Genomic DNA, 16425 nt, shown 5'->3' on the forward strand with positions numbered 1-16425 from the left:
GCTTCTTTAGCAAATACTAATGGTGGTAAGCCTGATAGCTCTTTCTCTACAGATTCTATAGCACTCTTATCTGTGTAGATTGGGTGCTGCTTGATTGGGAAATCTCTCCAACTGCTTTTATTCCATGTAGTTGTTGTTATAGACATTGTATTCCTTTCTTCATAAAACACATAATCGCTCTTGTATCTATTTATTCTCAAGCAAAACCATAACTTCGTTTTTGCGTTGTTGTATCATGTTATTGCTCATTGTTTTTTCCTTTATTCTTTCTCAAGTCAAAACCCAATTTCACTAACATACAAACAGCAATTACACATGATATAATTGCTACTACTTCTTGCCCATTCAAACTCATACTATCTCCTTTGAAAATAGATTGAAACTGACATAATAACAACACTTGCTGACATTGTTACTATTACCGCTATATTTATATTTGAAGTGAATACAGAATACAAGGCATTCACAAACAAACCTAAGCCTATATTCTCAAGTAGCTTCCACATTGTTAGCTCCTTTTTCTAGCTTGTCTTTGAGTTCTTTAATCTCACATTGTAAGATTTTGGACTGATTTTTGTGATACCAATGACTAGTTACAATCATGGTAAATAATGAAAAAAATAAAATTATATCTACCATATTAAGCCCTTTATGATAAAACATATCACCCCCTTTCTTTTGGGGATTTGGTTAAAACCAAATTTTAAATAAACTAGCTAAGATAAAAACTATCTTAGCAAACTTAAAGCCCACATCAAGCCAGAAGTTTAAGCTGCGTTTAAACTTCTTTGTGCTTCGTTTTTTCCGCTTCACTTTACAAAGCAAGATTCTATAATATTTTTATTTGCATATTCTTTAAAAAGTAATATTTTTTAGTAAAAATACACAATATTTTAATATTGTAAATCATATAGTTTCATTATATTTTGCTTAATTGCCTTTTAGAATCTTAGCTGCTTCTTTTGCGTGATAAGTAATGATAATATCAGCCCCTGCTCTTTTAAAGCTAAGTAAGGTTTCAAGCATAACTTTTTCATAATCGATAATGCCAAGCTTTTCTCCAGCTTTAAGCAGAGCGTATTCACCACTCACATTATATACAGCAAGTGGCAGTAGGCTTTTTTCTCGTATTGATTTTACTATATCAAGGTAGGCTAAGGCAGGTTTTACCATGAGTATATCAGCCCCCTCACTCTCATCATTTAGACTTTCAAGGATAGCTTCTCTAGCATTTGCACTATCTTCTTGATAGCTCTTTCTATCGCCAAAGCTAGGGCTACTTTGTGCGACTTCTCTAAAAGGACCATAATATGCACTGGCAAATTTTGTAGAGTAACTCATAATGGGGAGATTCACAAAATCATTAGAATCTAGGGCATTACGCATGGTTAGAATCTGCCCATCCATCATAGCACTTGGGGCAAGCATATCTACTCCACCTTGTGCTAATACCACGCTTTGCTTAGCAAGATTCAAAAGAGTAGCATCATTATCAACAGATTGTATTTTAGAATCTAAGATGCCACAATGCCCATGATCTGTATATTCACAAAAGCACACATCAGCTATAACATACATTTGTGGAAAATGCTTTTTTATCTCTTGGACGCTTTGCGGGATAATGCCATGCTTATCCCATGTGTAAGAGCCGCTAGAATCTTTTTTATGTTGCGGTGGCACACCAAATAATAAGATAGCATAAATGCCTAGATTCTGTAATAGCTCACATTCTTTTAGGATATTATCTAAACTCATTTGAAACACACCGGGCATAGAATCTATCTCATTTTTAATACCTTTGCCTTCTACTATAAATAGGGGATAGATAAAATCATTGACACTCAAGGCATTTTCACGCACAAGATTTCGCATAACATTATTTAAACGCAATCGCCTTTTTCTTTGAAACACTTTTTATCCTTTTGTTTCTTGTATTTTCACTAAATCTTTGCATTATACATAATAATTTTATGTTTTTAATAAAGGGGGGGGGGGGGGATTGTGTTTTGGAATTTGTTTTAATTTATGTTTATGTGAGATTTAGATTTTATTTTTTTAGCGCAGTTTTGCTACATTATTATTGTTTCCGCAATATTACGAGAGAAATTGACTTTATTATCCAAGATAATCCTAGATAACATTAAGATTAAAGCCGATGACTTTAGATTAATTATTTTATGTTTAAAGCATTTTTGTGTTAATCGGTTGTAAATTTCAGCTATTCTACATATTTTTTATAGCTTTTACTTGATTTTTTTTATTTTTTTTGATAGCATAACGGGATAAAAAACATTGTGCTGTGTGCTAGTCATGCTTATCATGTTTTTAATTTTACTAAAAAGGTGTAAAAATGTTGAATTACAAACAAGTCTTGAACCATTCTGTAAAAGTTGGTTTAGTGGCAGGTTCTGTTTTAATGTTGGCGGCTTGCTCTGGAGAGCCAAAGAAAAGCAAAAATGCTAAGTATGCTTCTCAAGAACTTGAGCCTAATGCTCGTCAGTTTGCTGTTTATAAGGCAGTAGGTTATGCTATTGATCCTCAGCATCCTCCATACGAGCCAAAAACTCTTAATGAGAATGCAAGAGGTATAGCTGTTGCGTATAGTGTTCCTTACAATTGTAAGGTATTGGGTGAGGTTGAAGGTAAAGATGAAGCAAGCGGTAAAGCTGGACCAACTTTTGAGCAAATCAGAGAGGGTGCAACTAATGATTTGAGAAATCAGGCTGCTGATCTTGTAAGAGGTGGTCAAAGATTAATGCTTTCTGTTACTAAAGAAGCTATGATTTGCCAGATGAGAACAAAGAAAGATAAGTATCAAGAAGAAGATTGCACTCTTTGGAATAAACTACCGGACAATGGGCAGATTCTATCTTACAGAATCCATGCTAATGTATTTGAGTGTGGCGAGAAGTAAGTATTGCTTGTGTTTGGTTGCGTAGATTCCCAGTGAATGTGGGAGTCTATGCTCGGTAGAGTAGTTGAAAATTTAAATATAAAGGGTTAATATGTTGGTTAAAGATTTGCTAAAAGCTGGTTTGATTGCTACAAGTGTTGTTTCTTGTGTTGCTCTGGCAGATGAAGTTGTTAGTGTCGAGGCAGATAGTGATGCACAGTCTTATTCTACTCAAACAACAGATTCAAAGTCGTTGAAAGAAAGAAACGAAAATATCGATGTTGCTAGAGAGCTTACGATTACAAAAAGTTCAAGTGATGCATACTATAAGTTACCTAGATTGCCACAATATACGCCAAAACCACTTATTGATGATGCAAAAGGTATAGCTGTTGTAAATGGCGTTCCTTTGAATTGTAAGTTGTTGGGTGAGGCTGAAGGCATTGATAGCTCTGATGGTAAAGCTGCTCCCTCTTTCGAGCAAATCAGGGAAGGTGCTTTGAATGACTTGAGAAACGGCACTATGGATCTTGTAGATTCAAGAGATAGAATAGTGCTTACCCCAGTTAAAGAGGCTATGACTTGCGAACTTCGCAATGAGGGCGATCAATTTGATGAAAAAGACTGCACAACATGGACACAGATACCAAGTAATGGTAAGATTCTATACTACAGAATCCATGCTAATGTTTTTGATTGCGGTGCAAGATAATCTTTGATTTTATTTTTATAAGGTGGAAAAATGTTAAAATTAGTTAATAGTTTTGCTAAAGTAGGTTTGGCAGTAGGTGCTGTTTCTCTTTTGGTTGCTTGTTCTTCTCAACCAAAGCAGAAAGGCGGAAATTACAGCGGTTCAAAAGGTAAGGTGAATTATAGTAAAGAAGTTGAAGTTACAGTGAATGCTGCAAGAGAGATTACTGTAACAAAAGTTGCACCTTATGTTAAGGTTCCTCAACTTCCAGCGTATGAACCTAAGAGATTAAATGAGGAAGCAAGAGGGATTGCTGTAGCGTATAGCATTCCTTATACTTGTAAGTTACTTGGTGAGGTTGAAGGTAAAGATAGCTCTGATGGTAAAGTTCCACCTTCTTTCGAAGATATTAGGGAAGGTGCAACAAATGATTTAAGAAATCACGCTTCTGAATTGGTAAATGAAGACAGCAGAATTTTACTTAAATTGACAAAAGAAGCTATGACTTGTGAAATGAGAGTAAGTGATGGTAAATACGAAGAGAAAGATTGTACAGCTTGGGAAAAAATTCCTCAAAATGGCAAAATTCTCACTTACAGAATCCATGCTAATGTATTTGAGTGTGGCACAAGATAATCCCCATACTATTGTCTCTTTAACGACTTGTTGATTCGCATTGCCATTCTAGATTTTCTCGAAAATCTAGAGCTTTGATTTGTAACATGTTGTTTTGAGATGTTTTATTTCACTTAAAATCTTTCATATACTACTTTTTTATTTTAGTTTTTTTGTATTTTATTTGTTTTGTTTTGATAAACAGCAGTCTGCTTTCTATATGTTGTTATGTGTAGATTCACAGATGATTAAAAATTGTTGTGTCGTAGTAATGTTTAGAGCATTTGTAATATATAATCGAGAAAAAAGTAAAAATGACATGCAATGCTAAGAAACTTTCATAAGAGAGTGTGCAAACAAGCCCTATAGTTTTCATGATAAATGGACAAATTCTCGATAACCAAAAGCACCCAATTTCAATTAAGGTAACAATAGATCCTGCTTTTCAGCCTCATTCCAAAATGGATCGCTCTTATATCCACAAGCATGCAAGAAAAACACTGCACTACAAAGTAAAAATACAGAAAAAAAATGTGTTATAATACGCATTATGAAAACCTTTAAAGATATATTGCTGACACAAAATGCAAATAAAGTTAAAGAAAAGTGTATCGCCCCAAACGCGCTACTATTTTTGCAAAACTCATATAATTTGCATTTGTTGAAAAATCTCATTATACCACAAATGCGTCAGTATATTATTGCTATCATGCCCTCAGGACGAGACAAAGAAGAGCTGCTTTTCGCTTTTAATAATTATCCTGCATGCATGGAATTTAATAAATTTCATGCAAAAACGCTATTAAAAACTATCCAAAACAATACAATTTTAAAACAAACTTTGTCTTTAGAATCTTACACAAAAGTTAAAGCTTATGTTCCAAAAAATCTGCTTGATGCATATCAAATTCACTATATAGATTCCACAGATTTGTGCGAATATGCAGAGGGAAATTTCATTAATCACGCAACAGATCCAGTGCTACATGCTATTTTTGAAGATATTCGCGACATAATAAAACTTAAACACAAACACATAAAAAGCTTACAAACACAGAATCTACAAAGCACCCCAACAACTTATAATATCGCCGATAAACCATACAGCAATCAACAATAACACAACAGATCTCAAACCTACAAAAAGCCTTCTCTGCCTTTGCAAAATCTCTCAGTTTAGAATCTATACAAGATATTTTAGTTACAAAAGACTTTACTTTGCAACGTGTGATACCTTTTATTAGCTTTTTACACAATAATTATAATCCTGCTACCAATAAAACATAATTAACACAACTCAAAAAAGTTTGTTAGTAGCTTCTTACCTTGGTCTTGCAAAATAGATTCTGGGTGGAATTGTATCCCATAAGTTTGATAGCCTTCTGCTTGTAATGCCATGACTACATTATCTTCACTCCATGCTAATGCCCTGCATTTGCCGAGTTTGCTGACATGCAATGAATGATAACGACCGACTTTTAGCGGTGTTTTTATACCATGAAAAAGCGGGTGATTGCTAAAAGTTACATGCGAGATTTTACCATGTTGTGGTGTTTGCATAGAGACCACTTCGCCACCAAAAACATGTGCGATACACTGATGTCCCAGGCAAATGCCTAGAATCTTTTTAAATGGAGCAAAATATTTAATCGCTTCTAAGCAGATTCCAGATTGCAAAGGGTGGCTAGGACCGGGTGCGATAACTAAAGCATCAAAATTAGAATCTTTTAGAGTTTGCAAGGAAGAATCATTGCGTAAAATGCTAACTTCTACTCCAATCTCACGCAATAAATACACAACATTATGCGTAAAAGAGTCGTAATTATCAATCAAAATCACTCGCATTCTATTCACTCACAGGAATGAAAAGTTGCGGATTTGTATTATCCATACATGCGATAGATTCAAACTGCGTTCGTATATATGCTGCAAATCTTGATCTAGTTATAGACATGCGAAATGGAATGAAATGTAAAATCGGCTTATTTAAACCTTGTATATGAAAGATAGGATTATCTATGTTATTATGCTGTATAGTGTATTTTCTCTCAAAGATTCTGGAAAGATTCTCAAACTCTTCATCAATCTTATTGTTAAAATGTCCATCTGGCTCAAAATCATACACCGCTACATCAAGGCAAAGTTGTTTGCTAATATCAAATATAAGCGTTGCGATATTAGAATCTCTATATCCATCACCCGAACTCACAAGCAAACTTGCTGTAACATTTGGTGGATATAGCATTTTCTTTTGTGTATAAAGTTGCTGTTTTGATAGTGTGTGATCATAGTTATCTGGTCGCAAGGAATACATACCTATCTTTAAAACAGGCAATCTACTCTCCCATAAAGCCCTGCGATACGCCCTTTTTGCAAAGATTTCTTGACTTACGATGATAAAGCCTACTTTCTCACTTATCTTATTTTCTAAAGTTTGTATAAAGTCTAAGTTCTCATAATCAATAACTACGGCGATATCTTCACTCTTTAATTCTTCAAGTGCTTTTATAGTTTCAAAATCTGTTGCGTGTAAAACCTTAATAGTAAGTTTTGCGCTCTTTAGGTGTCTGTGTAGATAAATCGCTTCTTTGCAGTCATGCAGCATTGTCTCTTTTGGCTGCAAACGCATATCAAGTATAAGACATATATCGCGTCCAAATGGTGCTGGAAACTGCCCTATATCCGCTTTGATTTGGTTATATATCATGCGTGTTTTTTGTGGCTCACCTGCTACAAGTAAAATATCTCCGGGAAAAATCACTACATCATGTGTGGCAAGAATAAATCTATTTTGACGATAGATACCAACAATGCACCAACCAGATTGCTCTATCGTATTAATTTGCCTATGTGCATAAATGCTTCCACTTGGCACGCCAATCTCCATAATCTCACCTTGCTCTAACCCAAAACCACGCGGGATAACAGGCACATTTGGCATACGAAGCAGTAGCCTTGAAGCCACTGCATTTGTCTCTGCTACAATCACTAGATTCCCATCACTTTTTTTTGTAGTTTCATAAGAGATTTCAGGGGCATGTATGCTACGCACAATGCGGCTTTTTTTGTAGTTTTTGCGTAAATATTCATATACGACATCACCCTCTTTTTCATCTTGCAGGACAATGAAAATATCGCCAATGTCATTATTTTCTAGGCAAGATTCAAGGCGAAAAGTGGAAGTATAATCGCATTCATGGAATCTAAAAGTATTTGGATATTTCTTTGGCAAAAAGCGAGAATCTCTATACAAAACAATATAGAAGTTATTGCTTGAGTAATCATCTAGCACTTTATGCACGAAATTTAATGCAATATCTCCATCAGCTACAATAAGCACATATCTCATCATTCTGCCTTTTCTTAAAATCTCAATCTTAGCATAAATAAAAATCGCTAAAACAAAGCATATATACAAAACCCATAGAATACGGATTCTAAGCCATAAAGATTAGCAATTATAACATAAAACAAACTAAAACAAGTTTGAGAGTGTTTGCTGTGTGATATAAACAATCATCAAAAAACTTTATCATTTGCATATAAAACAAATAAATAAGTAAAAAATACTTGACAACCTTAGCAAAAAGTTGTATATAATATAGCTTTTTGTTTAGGCAGTATTATGTGGTATTACTTAAAGGAATGATATGGCAAAGCAGCAAATGAATGGCTCAAGAATGCTTATTGAAGCACTACATTTAGAGGGTGTGTCTGTGATTTTTGGCTATCCGGGCGGGGCTGTCCTTAATGTCTATGATGAGATTTATAAGCAAGATTATTTTCGACATATTTTAACAAGGCACGAGCAAGCAGCAGTCCATGCAGCCGATGGATATGCTAGGGCTTCTGGTAAAGTCGGTGTGGCAATCATTACTTCTGGACCGGGCTTTACAAATGCGGTTACAGGCATTGCTACTGCCTTTACAGATTCTATCCCGCTAGTTGTTATTAGCGGTCAAGTCCCTCTCACTCAAATTGGCACAGATGCGTTTCAAGAGATTGATGCAGTAGGGATCTCTCGCCCATGCACGAAGCATAACTATCTTGTAAAAAGCATTGAAGAGTTACCAAGAATCTTAAAAGAAGCCTTTTATATCGCAAGAAGTGGCAGACCCGGACCCGTTCTCATTGACCTACCAAAGGATATTAGCGCACAAATAGGGGAGTTTCACTATCCAAATAGCATTTCTCTAGCAAGCTATAAACCAACAACAAAGGGCAATGCAAAGCAGATAAAAAAACTTGCAAATGCTATTCTAGAATCTCATAATCCACTCTTTTACATCGGCGGTGGTGCAGTTATTGCAAATAGCCATGATTTAGTAAAAAAGCTACTTGAAATAACACAGATTCCAAGTGTGGAAACGCTTATGGCAAGGGGCGTAGCACAGGGAGATTCTAACTTCTTGGGTATGCTTGGCATGCATGGTACTTATGCGGCGAATATGGCTACAAGTGAATGCGATTTGCTCATTAGCTTAGGTGCAAGGTTTGATGATAGAGTAACGGGAAAAGTGAGTGAATTTGCAAAGTTTGCAAAGATAGCACATATTGATATTGACCCCAGCTCAATAGGAAAAATCATTAATGTAAATTATCCTATTGTAGGTGATTTAAATCTAGTTTTGCAAGAACTCATTAAAGAACTACAAGATAAAACACCGACAAAAGAAGTGCTTGAAGCAAGAAGCACATGGCTTACAAAGCTTAAAAAATGGAGTAACTCTCACCCGCTATCTTATAAAGATACTGATACAGAGTTATTAAAACCGCAATGGGTTATAGAAGAGACTGGAAAGATTCTAGGCGAAAATGCGGTTATTATCACTGATGTTGGACAGCATCAAATGTGGGCAGCACAATTTTATCCATTTAGCACAAAGCGACAATTTATCACAAGTGGTGGGCTAGGGACTATGGGCTTTGGTATGCCAGCTACTATGGGTGTCTCAATCGCCTTGCAAGAAATGCAAAAAGAGAATAAAGAAAGTGAGAGTAAGCAAAAATATGCGATAAACTTTAGCGGCGATGGCGGGATATTAATGAATATACAAGAGCTTATGACTTGTATAGAATCTAATATTAAAACCATAAATATCATACTCAATAATGGCTATCTAGGTATGGTAAAGCAATGGCAGGAATTTTTCTATGAAAAGAGATTATCACATGTTAAACTCACGCAGCCAAACTTTAAGTTACTAGCCGAGAGTTTTGGAGCATTGGGCTTAGAAGCACATGATAAAGAATCTTTTAGGAAAGCTTTAAAAGAAGCGATTGATAGCCCAAAAGTTAGTCTCATTAATGTATGCGTTGATAAAGATGAGATTGTATTGCCAATGGTCCCGGGTGGAAATCCACTCTATAAAATGATATTAGAATAATAAGGAAAACTATGCAAAAGCGAATTATCTGTATCACCGTTGTGAATGAACATAGTGTTTTAGCGCGTATTTCAGGATTATTTGCAGGTAGGGGTTATAATATTGATAGCTTAACCGTTGCCCCTTTAACAGATAATAATCTCTCAAGGATAACCATCACAACGCGTGGCGATGAAAAAGTGTTAGAACAAATCATAAAGCAACTACACAAGCTTATCCCCGTGCTAAATGTCGTAGAGCATAGCGATATTGTTACACAAGAAATTGCCTTGATTAAATTTGAAAATAATGAAAAAATCGGTGCAATCAGTGCCTTAATCAATGCTTCTGGTGGCAAGATTGTAAGCTGGAATGAAAAAAATATTGTCTTTAGCGTAAGTGGTGAAACGCAAATGATTAAAGACATTATTACTTCATTACATAACTTCATGCCAAAAGAAATCGTGCGTAGCGGCGTGCTTGCGATTGAGAGATAGATTCTGTTCGTTGTGTTTTTGACATGTAATGCTATAAAAAGGTTTCAGTTTTGAAGTGATGTTGATTTTTAAGAAAAATATGACATTTGCAGTTGCTAAAAACATTAAACAATATGTTATAATTTGTAGTTTTCCCTTGATTTGTTTTTTTTTTTTGATACAATGCCGACGGCGAGGTTTCGAGCTTAAATTTAGTATTATATAGCGTGATACAAATTTATTCATCATAAAAGATTCTAAAAGTAATGTAGTGAGGCAACCTATATTACACCTTTTACAAGAACCTTTGGCTTTTAGTATGTAAGTTCTAACCTTTAGCAGTTTTCAACTCCTTTACTTTGGATAGGTTGTCTCACCACATTGCTTATGAGTTGCTTTACATACATTTTATATACAGAACACAAATAACGGCAATCAATTAATACTGAATCCATGATAGAAACGGCGTAAATGCGTAAAATTATGCTACAATTGCTGCTTATTTTTTTGCTAAAGGTGATAATATGAAAAAATGGTATCTTGCAGTGTTTTGTGTATTGTTTAGCGGGTTGCTGTTTGCAGCGGATTCTAAAAGGGCGAATGTTGGCTATGATACAAGCAATATTTTTGCTGGAGCAGAACTAGGCTTTGGCGGATATGGCTCTTTTAATCTCGGTGCAGTCGGTGGGTATCAATACTATTTTAAACCGGAATGGCAGTTCGCAGGTTTTAGACATGGCGTAAGAGGTATTGGCTCGATAAATTGGCTGCAATATAGTAGCGGTGCTGGTTTATTTATGCGTTTTGGTGCTGATTGGACTTTAGAGTTTAATCCACAAGATAGATTTGTCGGGGGCATTTTTCTTGGTCCATCTCTTGGCTTTATCGCCCCATTTAATGGCTTTAGCACAAATTTTGTAGTGTCTGGTAATATTGGCGGTTCGCTAAATATTGATAATACACATAGAATTGAATTGTCTCTTGGTGGAATCTTTTATGTAGCTTCATTCCGTTATATGTATATGTTTTAGCGTGTAGTTTTCTTACAAACTAAAATTAATCTTTTTTGCAAACTACAATCAAGCTTTCTTGTATTTATGGAATCAAACTTAGATTCTATAATATTCTACACTTTGTGTTTTATACTCATTTTAAAGCTTTTAACTCAAATCAAAATCATTGCGTTCAAAACGCCATTATCTCGTGTTAGAATTGAATTTTGCTATAATGTCAAGTAATTTTTAGAATCTAACTTTTAAATCTAGCTTTAGAATCCATTTTTGCAAAAGGAAATAAATGAATTTTCATGATTATCTTTTATTGCTTAGTGCGGCTTTTTTTGCCTCTCTTTCTCATTGTGTCGGCATGTGTGGTGGGATTGTCGTGGGGCTAAATATGCGGCAGTTTGATAGCTCAAAGATACTACAAGCCCTCGCAAATATTCTCTATTTCTTTGGGCGAATGTGTAGTTATATGTTTATTGGCTTGTGTTTTGTGTTTATTGGAAAAAGCTTTGGATTCAGTCAAACTGCAAAGGCGATTATTTTTATTGTGCTTGGGATTTTGCTATTTATCACCGCCCTTATTATTACTTTCTATCCCAAAATGCTTGGGAATGTAACACCTAGTGGCAATTACGCATGGTATAAAAAGGCTTTTCACAATGCCCTGCATTCAAAAAGTATCGTGGGCTTCTTTATCATTGGAATCTTAAATGGCTTACTACCTTGCCATCTTGTGTATATGTTTGCTATTAAAGCCGCAGATTCTCTAAGTGTATGGCACGCTATGCTTAGTATGTTTATCTTTTCTCTTGGGACTTTTTTGCCCTTATTTCTCGTTGGATTTTTTAGTCAGCATTTCCTTAACTCTGATATGCGGCGTGTGCTTTTGTATATTGCATTTGTGATTATGAGTTATTTTGCATTTAGTAATGTCTATAAAGGCGTGCAACTACTGCAAGGGCATAATCCTATGCACCATGAAAGCCACGACAGCATGTCGCATGAAAAGCATAATGACACACAAATGCCAGATATAGATTCCAATAGCCATTCACATCACCATGAAAATCACAATGATGAAACTAAAAATTATGAAAATCAATACATGCACCACAATATGAGCGAAATAACCAAGCATGAAATCCATACTATGAAGCACGAGAATTGATATAAACTACAAACAACTAATAATAAATGGTATTTTAGCAATTTCTGCTTCCACAAAGAAACAAACGATTATAGACATTATATTATTCATTTTAATCAAAGATAGGTTGATGAAAGGCAAGTTTTTGCGCTAGAGATAAAAATGCCAAAACTAACCTTAAATATTTTTCACTAAAGATTGTAAAATTTGGATTCCATAGGTTTCATATACGCTCAAACAAGTAAAGATTTGCCACTCTGTTCTGCAATGTTTATTTTTCTGCATTTTTCACAATCTTTTTCCGCACATTTACCAAATGATAATTATAATTCATCTTTAATGATAGTAACTAAAAATGACTATACTTAAAAATTATATTGAAAGGAGCAATAATGCCACAATATGATATTTACAACTGCATTGGTTTCCTTGCCACAGGACTTAGAGACTATCTCTCTAGGGAGTTTGACAGGCGAATTTTACCGCTTGGGCTAAGCCACAAAAAGGCTGGGATTCTATGGGTGTGCTATGATGAGCCACACACGCAAGTAAGCCTATGTAGCTTTATCCAAAGCGATAAAAACTATGTGTGTTTGCATATTGACGAGCTAGAATCTGCCAAGCTTGTAAAACGCAAACAAAACCCAAACAATCGCCGTGAGAATCTCATCATACTTACACAAAAGGGCAGGGAGTGTGCCAAGCAAACCTACCAAATGATGCTAGATGTGCATACAGATTTGCTATCCCCCTGCCTTAGCACAGATGAGATAAGTACGCTTCAAGCCCTACTACGCAAGGCTTTCACAGGATTAGAATCACAAATACAAAAGGAGCAAAAATAATGAAAAAGTTCGTTTTAATGGCATTAAGCCTTAGTTTTTTAAGTCTATGTTTTGGCAAGGATTTTAGCGGCAAACTCACGCTTACAGACAAAGCTATCACCGCACTTAGCGGAGAAGTGAGAATAGAATCTATCTTTACAGATAGCACTAAACGCGATAAGCATTGCAAGAAGATGACTTCCCAGATTCTGCGAAGTTCCCGGAAAGTAAGTTTATCCTGCAATCCTATGAGCCTTTAAGCCATAGTGGCGATACAATCAAAGGCAAAGTCAAAGGCACACTCACGCTGCATAATGTAAGCTTACCGCTTGTGCTAGAATCTAGCCTTGAAAGCCCTTCAAGCCAAAGCCCACGCTTGACACTCACAGGCAAAATCAATATTAAGGATTATGGGATAAAAGGCTCATTTCTTAATAGCGATGAAGTAAAGATTATTTTACAAACGCAGTGGCAGTAATAGCCAAACGCCCTTTGCTAAAAAATGCTAGAATCTACCTAGCAAAATTAAGGGGCAAATATGGCGACTTCAAAAGAGTATAAAGACTATGTGCTGGAGCGTTTATGCGAGTATATGGCTAGTTTAAGCGAAGATTCTAAGGGCGGAGTAGAATCTTACACTTTTAGTGCAAGAAAAATGTTTGGGGAATACTGCGTGTATATACAAGATTCTAAATCTATGCAAAAGCCCAAAGCACTTTTCCTGCTTTGCGATGAATGCGTATTTGTAAAACAATATAAGCTTTTAGAATCTCTTTTAGCTCACTCTCAAAAAGCAAAGCCATATCCGGGTGCAAAGGAATGGTATATGATTGATATTGATTCTAAGGAATTATTGCAAGAGATTATCACAACTCTTGCCCCGATTTTATGCGATAAAGATTCTAAAGCATAGAAATATTAGCGATTTTATCTTATAGTTTTGTTTGTATTGCTAAAGGTTTATTATGGATTATCCAAGAATATTCGCTATTTTGGGGGCTACTTGCAGTGGTAAGAGTGCCTTGTCTTTAAAGCTTGCCCCACTACTTAATGCCTATATCTTTTCACTTGATTCACTCTGTATTTATAAAGAGATTGACATCGCATCAGCCAAGCCTACAAGTGATGAACTCTCACTAGTCAAGCATTTTGCCATCAATGTCCTATCCCCCAGAGAGCATGTATCAGCAAGTTTGTTTCAATCGCTTTTATGCGATAGCATAGAGCAATGCAAAAAAGAGAGAAAAAATCTCTTAATAGTCGGTGGTAGTAGCTTTTATCTCAAGGCAATCATGCAAGGCTTAAGCCCGCTTGATACATTTAAAAGCAATATGAAAAAGGCAGAGTTTCTAGCCCTAACAAATCAGCCCCTAAGCACACAATATAGCTTCCTAAAAAGCATTGATTCTACCTATGCTGCAAAGATTAACAGCAATGATACTTACAGAATCACAAAGGCATTAGAGATTTTTTTTCAAACAAATATGCCGCCAACTCAATTTTTCATACAAAATCCACCAGTGCCATTTCCTCTGCCAATAGACATTTATAGCCTTATCGTGCCAAAAGATATATTGCATAAAAACATAGAGATACGAACGCAAAACATGATTGAAAGTGGCATTCTAAACGAAGCAAAAAGTCTCTTAGAATCTTATGGCAAGACAATCCAGCCCTTTAAATCCATAGGTTTGAGAGAATGCCTTATGCTATTACGAAATGAGATGAAAGAATGCGAGTTAAAAAGTCTAATCACCCTGCATACAAGGCAACTTGCAAAAAGGCAAACTACTTTTAATCGCACTCAATTTAGCAATATAACACAGATTCACTATCCCTTTAATATCCAAGCAATAGCAGATACTATGTTAGAAAAGATAAAGCCTATTGATTGATTTTTGTATGAAAACTTAATTGTTTTATAAGGACTTAAATTTATATATCAAGTCTTAGAATCTATATTAAGCCATTGAAAAGATAAAATGTCTTTATCGTAATTTATAGCGATTTCAACAAGGCTAGATTCTCATCTTAGAATCTTTATAGCCTTAATCTAAAAGAGTTTTTGTAAAATACAGAATCTTTATCTTAAGTTAAAAGGACAAATATGTTACTAAAAAGTGTGTTTATAGCTTTTCTCTCATTTTCTATTTTACATGCAGAGACATTAAAAGAATGCAAAAATGAAACAGACAAAATAAGCGGTTGTGTAAAGAGAGACTATCATTCAAATGGGAATCTTTGGAGAGAAAGACCATTTAAAAATGGTGATAAAGAAGGTATAGAAAAGTGGTATTATGAGAATGGGAATCTAGAAAAAGAAATGCCATTTAAAAATGATAAGGTAGAAAGTATAGCAAAAAGGTATGATAAAATGGGGAATTTACAAATAGAGGCATCATTTTTAAACGATAGGCGTCAAGGGGACATAAGATTCTATATAACAGATAAAAAACTACTAGCTTTGCTTAAAGTTGAGAATGATAAGATTATAAGCGGAAAATGCTTTAATGATAAAGCCCTGACAAATAAAGATTTAGCAGAGATTAGCAATACTAGAGATGGAGAAGCATATAAATATCTACAAGAAATATGCCTTAAAAGTGATTCTAATTCTACTTTAGCAGAGACACTAAAAGAATGTAAAAATGAAACAGACAAAATGAGTGGCTGTATAAAAAAAGAATATGATTCAAATGGGAATCTTATGAGTGAAATACCATATAAAAATGGTAAATTCGATGGTGTAGCAAAAGAATATTATGAGAATGGCAGCTTACAAGCAGAAATACCATTTAAAAACCATAACATAGATGGGGATATGAAACTCTACACAGAAGATAAAAAGCTACTAGCCTTAATTAAAGCCGAGAATCATAAATTTATAAGCGGCAAATGCCTTAGTAATAAGGTCTTAACAGACAAAGAATTAAAAGAAATGCCTAGAGACGACAACCGCTACAGAAGCAATTAACTATCTAAAAGAAATATGCCTTAAAAGTGATTCTAAATAATTTATGATTTAAAGCTCTTAATACTTGTTAGATTCTAATCTTAGAATCTTTATGGCTTTAATCTAAAAGAGTTTTTTGTAAAATACAGAATCTTTATCTTAATTTTAAAGGACAAATATGTTACTAAAAAGTGTGTTAATGGGTTTTCTTTCACTTCATAGTGTAGATACAACCATGTTAAAAGAATGCGAAAATCACGCAGACAAAATAAGCGGTTGTGTAGAAAGAGAATATTATTCAAATGGGAAAATTTATTGGGAAACACCATTTAAAAATGGTGGAAGAGAAGGCATAGAAAAATGGTATTATGAGAATGGGAATCTAAACACCCAAGCAAACAAACGAAGCAAAAAGCATTATAGTGGCCTATTTAATGCCAAGCACTCAAACCCTAG

At 34.9% G+C, this 16425-nt stretch carries 20 protein-coding genes and 1 pseudogene; 15 read left to right on the forward strand and 6 right to left on the reverse strand.

Features of this window, described 5'->3' with window-relative positions:
* From T368_RS15560 to hemB, 4 genes are all read right to left on the reverse strand, one after another.
* A partial coding sequence (locus T368_RS15560; RefSeq protein ID WP_162164636.1) for a 3-deoxy-7-phosphoheptulonate synthase occupies positions 1 to 146 on the reverse strand: 146 nt, incomplete at its 3' end.
* Positions 147 to 356: 210 nt separating this feature from the next.
* Entirely contained in the window at positions 357 to 506 is a 150-nt protein-coding gene (locus T368_RS16185; RefSeq protein ID WP_004088429.1) for a hypothetical protein, read from the reverse strand.
* Positions 490 to 663, reverse strand: a complete 174-nt coding sequence (locus T368_RS15920; RefSeq protein ID WP_004088427.1) for a hypothetical protein — start codon at positions 661 to 663, stop codon at positions 490 to 492. The genes T368_RS16185 and T368_RS15920 overlap by 17 nt, the downstream gene beginning before the upstream one ends.
* Positions 664 to 930: 267 nt before the next feature.
* The gene (gene hemB / locus T368_RS0108900) at positions 931 to 1911 is read right to left on the reverse strand and encodes a porphobilinogen synthase (protein WP_004088420.1); all 981 of its coding nucleotides are present in this window, start codon (positions 1909 to 1911) and stop codon (positions 931 to 933) included.
* Positions 1912 to 2350: 439 nt separating this feature from the next.
* On the opposite strand from hemB, the gene T368_RS0108905 reads away from it, so the two are divergent.
* The 4 genes from T368_RS0108905 to T368_RS0108925 all read left to right on the forward strand — a co-directional run bounded on the left by T368_RS0108905 (position 2351) and on the right by T368_RS0108925 (position 5319).
* Complete coding sequence (locus tag T368_RS0108905; RefSeq protein ID WP_004088419.1) at positions 2351 to 2914, forward strand: DUF4156 domain-containing protein; 564 nt, start codon at positions 2351 to 2353, stop codon at positions 2912 to 2914.
* 91 nt (positions 2915 to 3005) lie between these two features.
* Positions 3006 to 3605 carry a hypothetical protein gene (locus T368_RS0108910; protein WP_004088417.1) on the forward strand — a complete coding sequence of 200 codons (600 nt, stop codon included), beginning with the start codon at positions 3006 to 3008 and terminating at the stop codon, positions 3603 to 3605.
* A 30-nt stretch (positions 3606 to 3635) separates the two neighbouring features.
* A complete protein-coding gene (locus tag T368_RS0108915; protein ID WP_004088416.1) occupies positions 3636 to 4220 on the forward strand; it encodes a hypothetical protein in 585 nt (194 codons plus the stop codon).
* 529 nt (positions 4221 to 4749) lie between these two features.
* Positions 4750 to 5319 (forward strand): hypothetical protein, encoded by a 570-nt coding sequence (locus T368_RS0108925; RefSeq protein WP_004088415.1) that lies wholly within the window; start codon positions 4750 to 4752, stop codon positions 5317 to 5319.
* Between the two features lie 167 nt (positions 5320 to 5486).
* Here the strand turns inward: T368_RS0108925 and T368_RS0108930 are convergent, their stop codons facing one another.
* Positions 5487 to 6044: an anthranilate synthase component II gene (locus T368_RS0108930; RefSeq protein WP_004088414.1), complete on the reverse strand. Its 558-nt coding sequence runs from the start codon at positions 6042 to 6044 to the stop codon at positions 5487 to 5489.
* A 1-nt stretch (position 6045) separates the two neighbouring features.
* Entirely contained in the window at positions 6046 to 7548 is a 1503-nt protein-coding gene (locus tag T368_RS0108935) for a TrkA C-terminal domain-containing protein (protein WP_004088412.1), read from the reverse strand.
* Between the two features lie 301 nt (positions 7549 to 7849).
* Between T368_RS0108935 and T368_RS0108940 the strand changes: the two genes are divergently transcribed.
* The 11 genes and pseudogenes from T368_RS0108940 to T368_RS0108985 form a co-directional block, all read left to right on the forward strand.
* Positions 7850 to 9586 (forward strand): acetolactate synthase large subunit, encoded by a 1737-nt coding sequence (locus T368_RS0108940; RefSeq protein WP_004088410.1) that lies wholly within the window; start codon positions 7850 to 7852, stop codon positions 9584 to 9586.
* Positions 9587 to 9597: 11 nt separating this feature from the next.
* Positions 9598 to 10062 carry an acetolactate synthase small subunit gene (gene ilvN, locus T368_RS0108945; protein ID WP_004088408.1) on the forward strand — a complete coding sequence of 155 codons (465 nt, stop codon included), beginning with the start codon at positions 9598 to 9600 and terminating at the stop codon, positions 10060 to 10062.
* A 503-nt stretch (positions 10063 to 10565) separates the two neighbouring features.
* Positions 10566 to 11072, forward strand: coding sequence for a hypothetical protein (locus T368_RS0108950; protein WP_004088407.1), 507 nt, complete (start codon positions 10566 to 10568; stop codon positions 11070 to 11072).
* 265 nt (positions 11073 to 11337) lie between these two features.
* Complete coding sequence (locus T368_RS0108955) at positions 11338 to 12213, forward strand: sulfite exporter TauE/SafE family protein (protein WP_004088405.1); 876 nt, start codon at positions 11338 to 11340, stop codon at positions 12211 to 12213.
* Between the two features lie 371 nt (positions 12214 to 12584).
* Complete coding sequence (locus T368_RS0108960; RefSeq protein WP_004088403.1) at positions 12585 to 13037, forward strand: MarR family winged helix-turn-helix transcriptional regulator; 453 nt, start codon at positions 12585 to 12587, stop codon at positions 13035 to 13037.
* Entirely contained in the window at positions 13037 to 13276 is a 240-nt protein-coding gene (locus T368_RS15565) for a YceI family protein (protein WP_004088400.1), read from the forward strand. The genes T368_RS0108960 and T368_RS15565 overlap by 1 nt, the downstream gene beginning before the upstream one ends.
* Complete coding sequence (locus T368_RS0108965; protein ID WP_027338443.1) at positions 13201 to 13494, forward strand: YceI family protein; 294 nt, start codon at positions 13201 to 13203, stop codon at positions 13492 to 13494. The genes T368_RS15565 and T368_RS0108965 overlap by 76 nt, the downstream gene beginning before the upstream one ends.
* A gap of 60 nt (positions 13495 to 13554) precedes the next feature.
* The gene (locus T368_RS0108970) at positions 13555 to 13929 is read left to right on the forward strand and encodes a hypothetical protein (RefSeq protein WP_004088398.1); all 375 of its coding nucleotides are present in this window, start codon (positions 13555 to 13557) and stop codon (positions 13927 to 13929) included.
* Between the two features lie 52 nt (positions 13930 to 13981).
* Entirely contained in the window at positions 13982 to 14911 is a 930-nt protein-coding gene (miaA, locus tag T368_RS0108975; protein ID WP_004088397.1) for a tRNA (adenosine(37)-N6)-dimethylallyltransferase MiaA, read from the forward strand.
* A gap of 212 nt (positions 14912 to 15123) precedes the next feature.
* Complete coding sequence (locus T368_RS15000; RefSeq protein ID WP_004088395.1) at positions 15124 to 15990, forward strand: toxin-antitoxin system YwqK family antitoxin; 867 nt, start codon at positions 15124 to 15126, stop codon at positions 15988 to 15990.
* A gap of 157 nt (positions 15991 to 16147) precedes the next feature.
* Positions 16148 to 16425 (forward strand): annotated as a pseudogene (locus tag T368_RS0108985) (toxin-antitoxin system YwqK family antitoxin); the annotation flags it as partial.

It is taken from the genome of Helicobacter bilis ATCC 51630, from assembly GCF_000686565.1.
Lineage (GTDB): Bacteria > Campylobacterota > Campylobacteria > Campylobacterales > Helicobacteraceae > Helicobacter_A > Helicobacter_A bilis.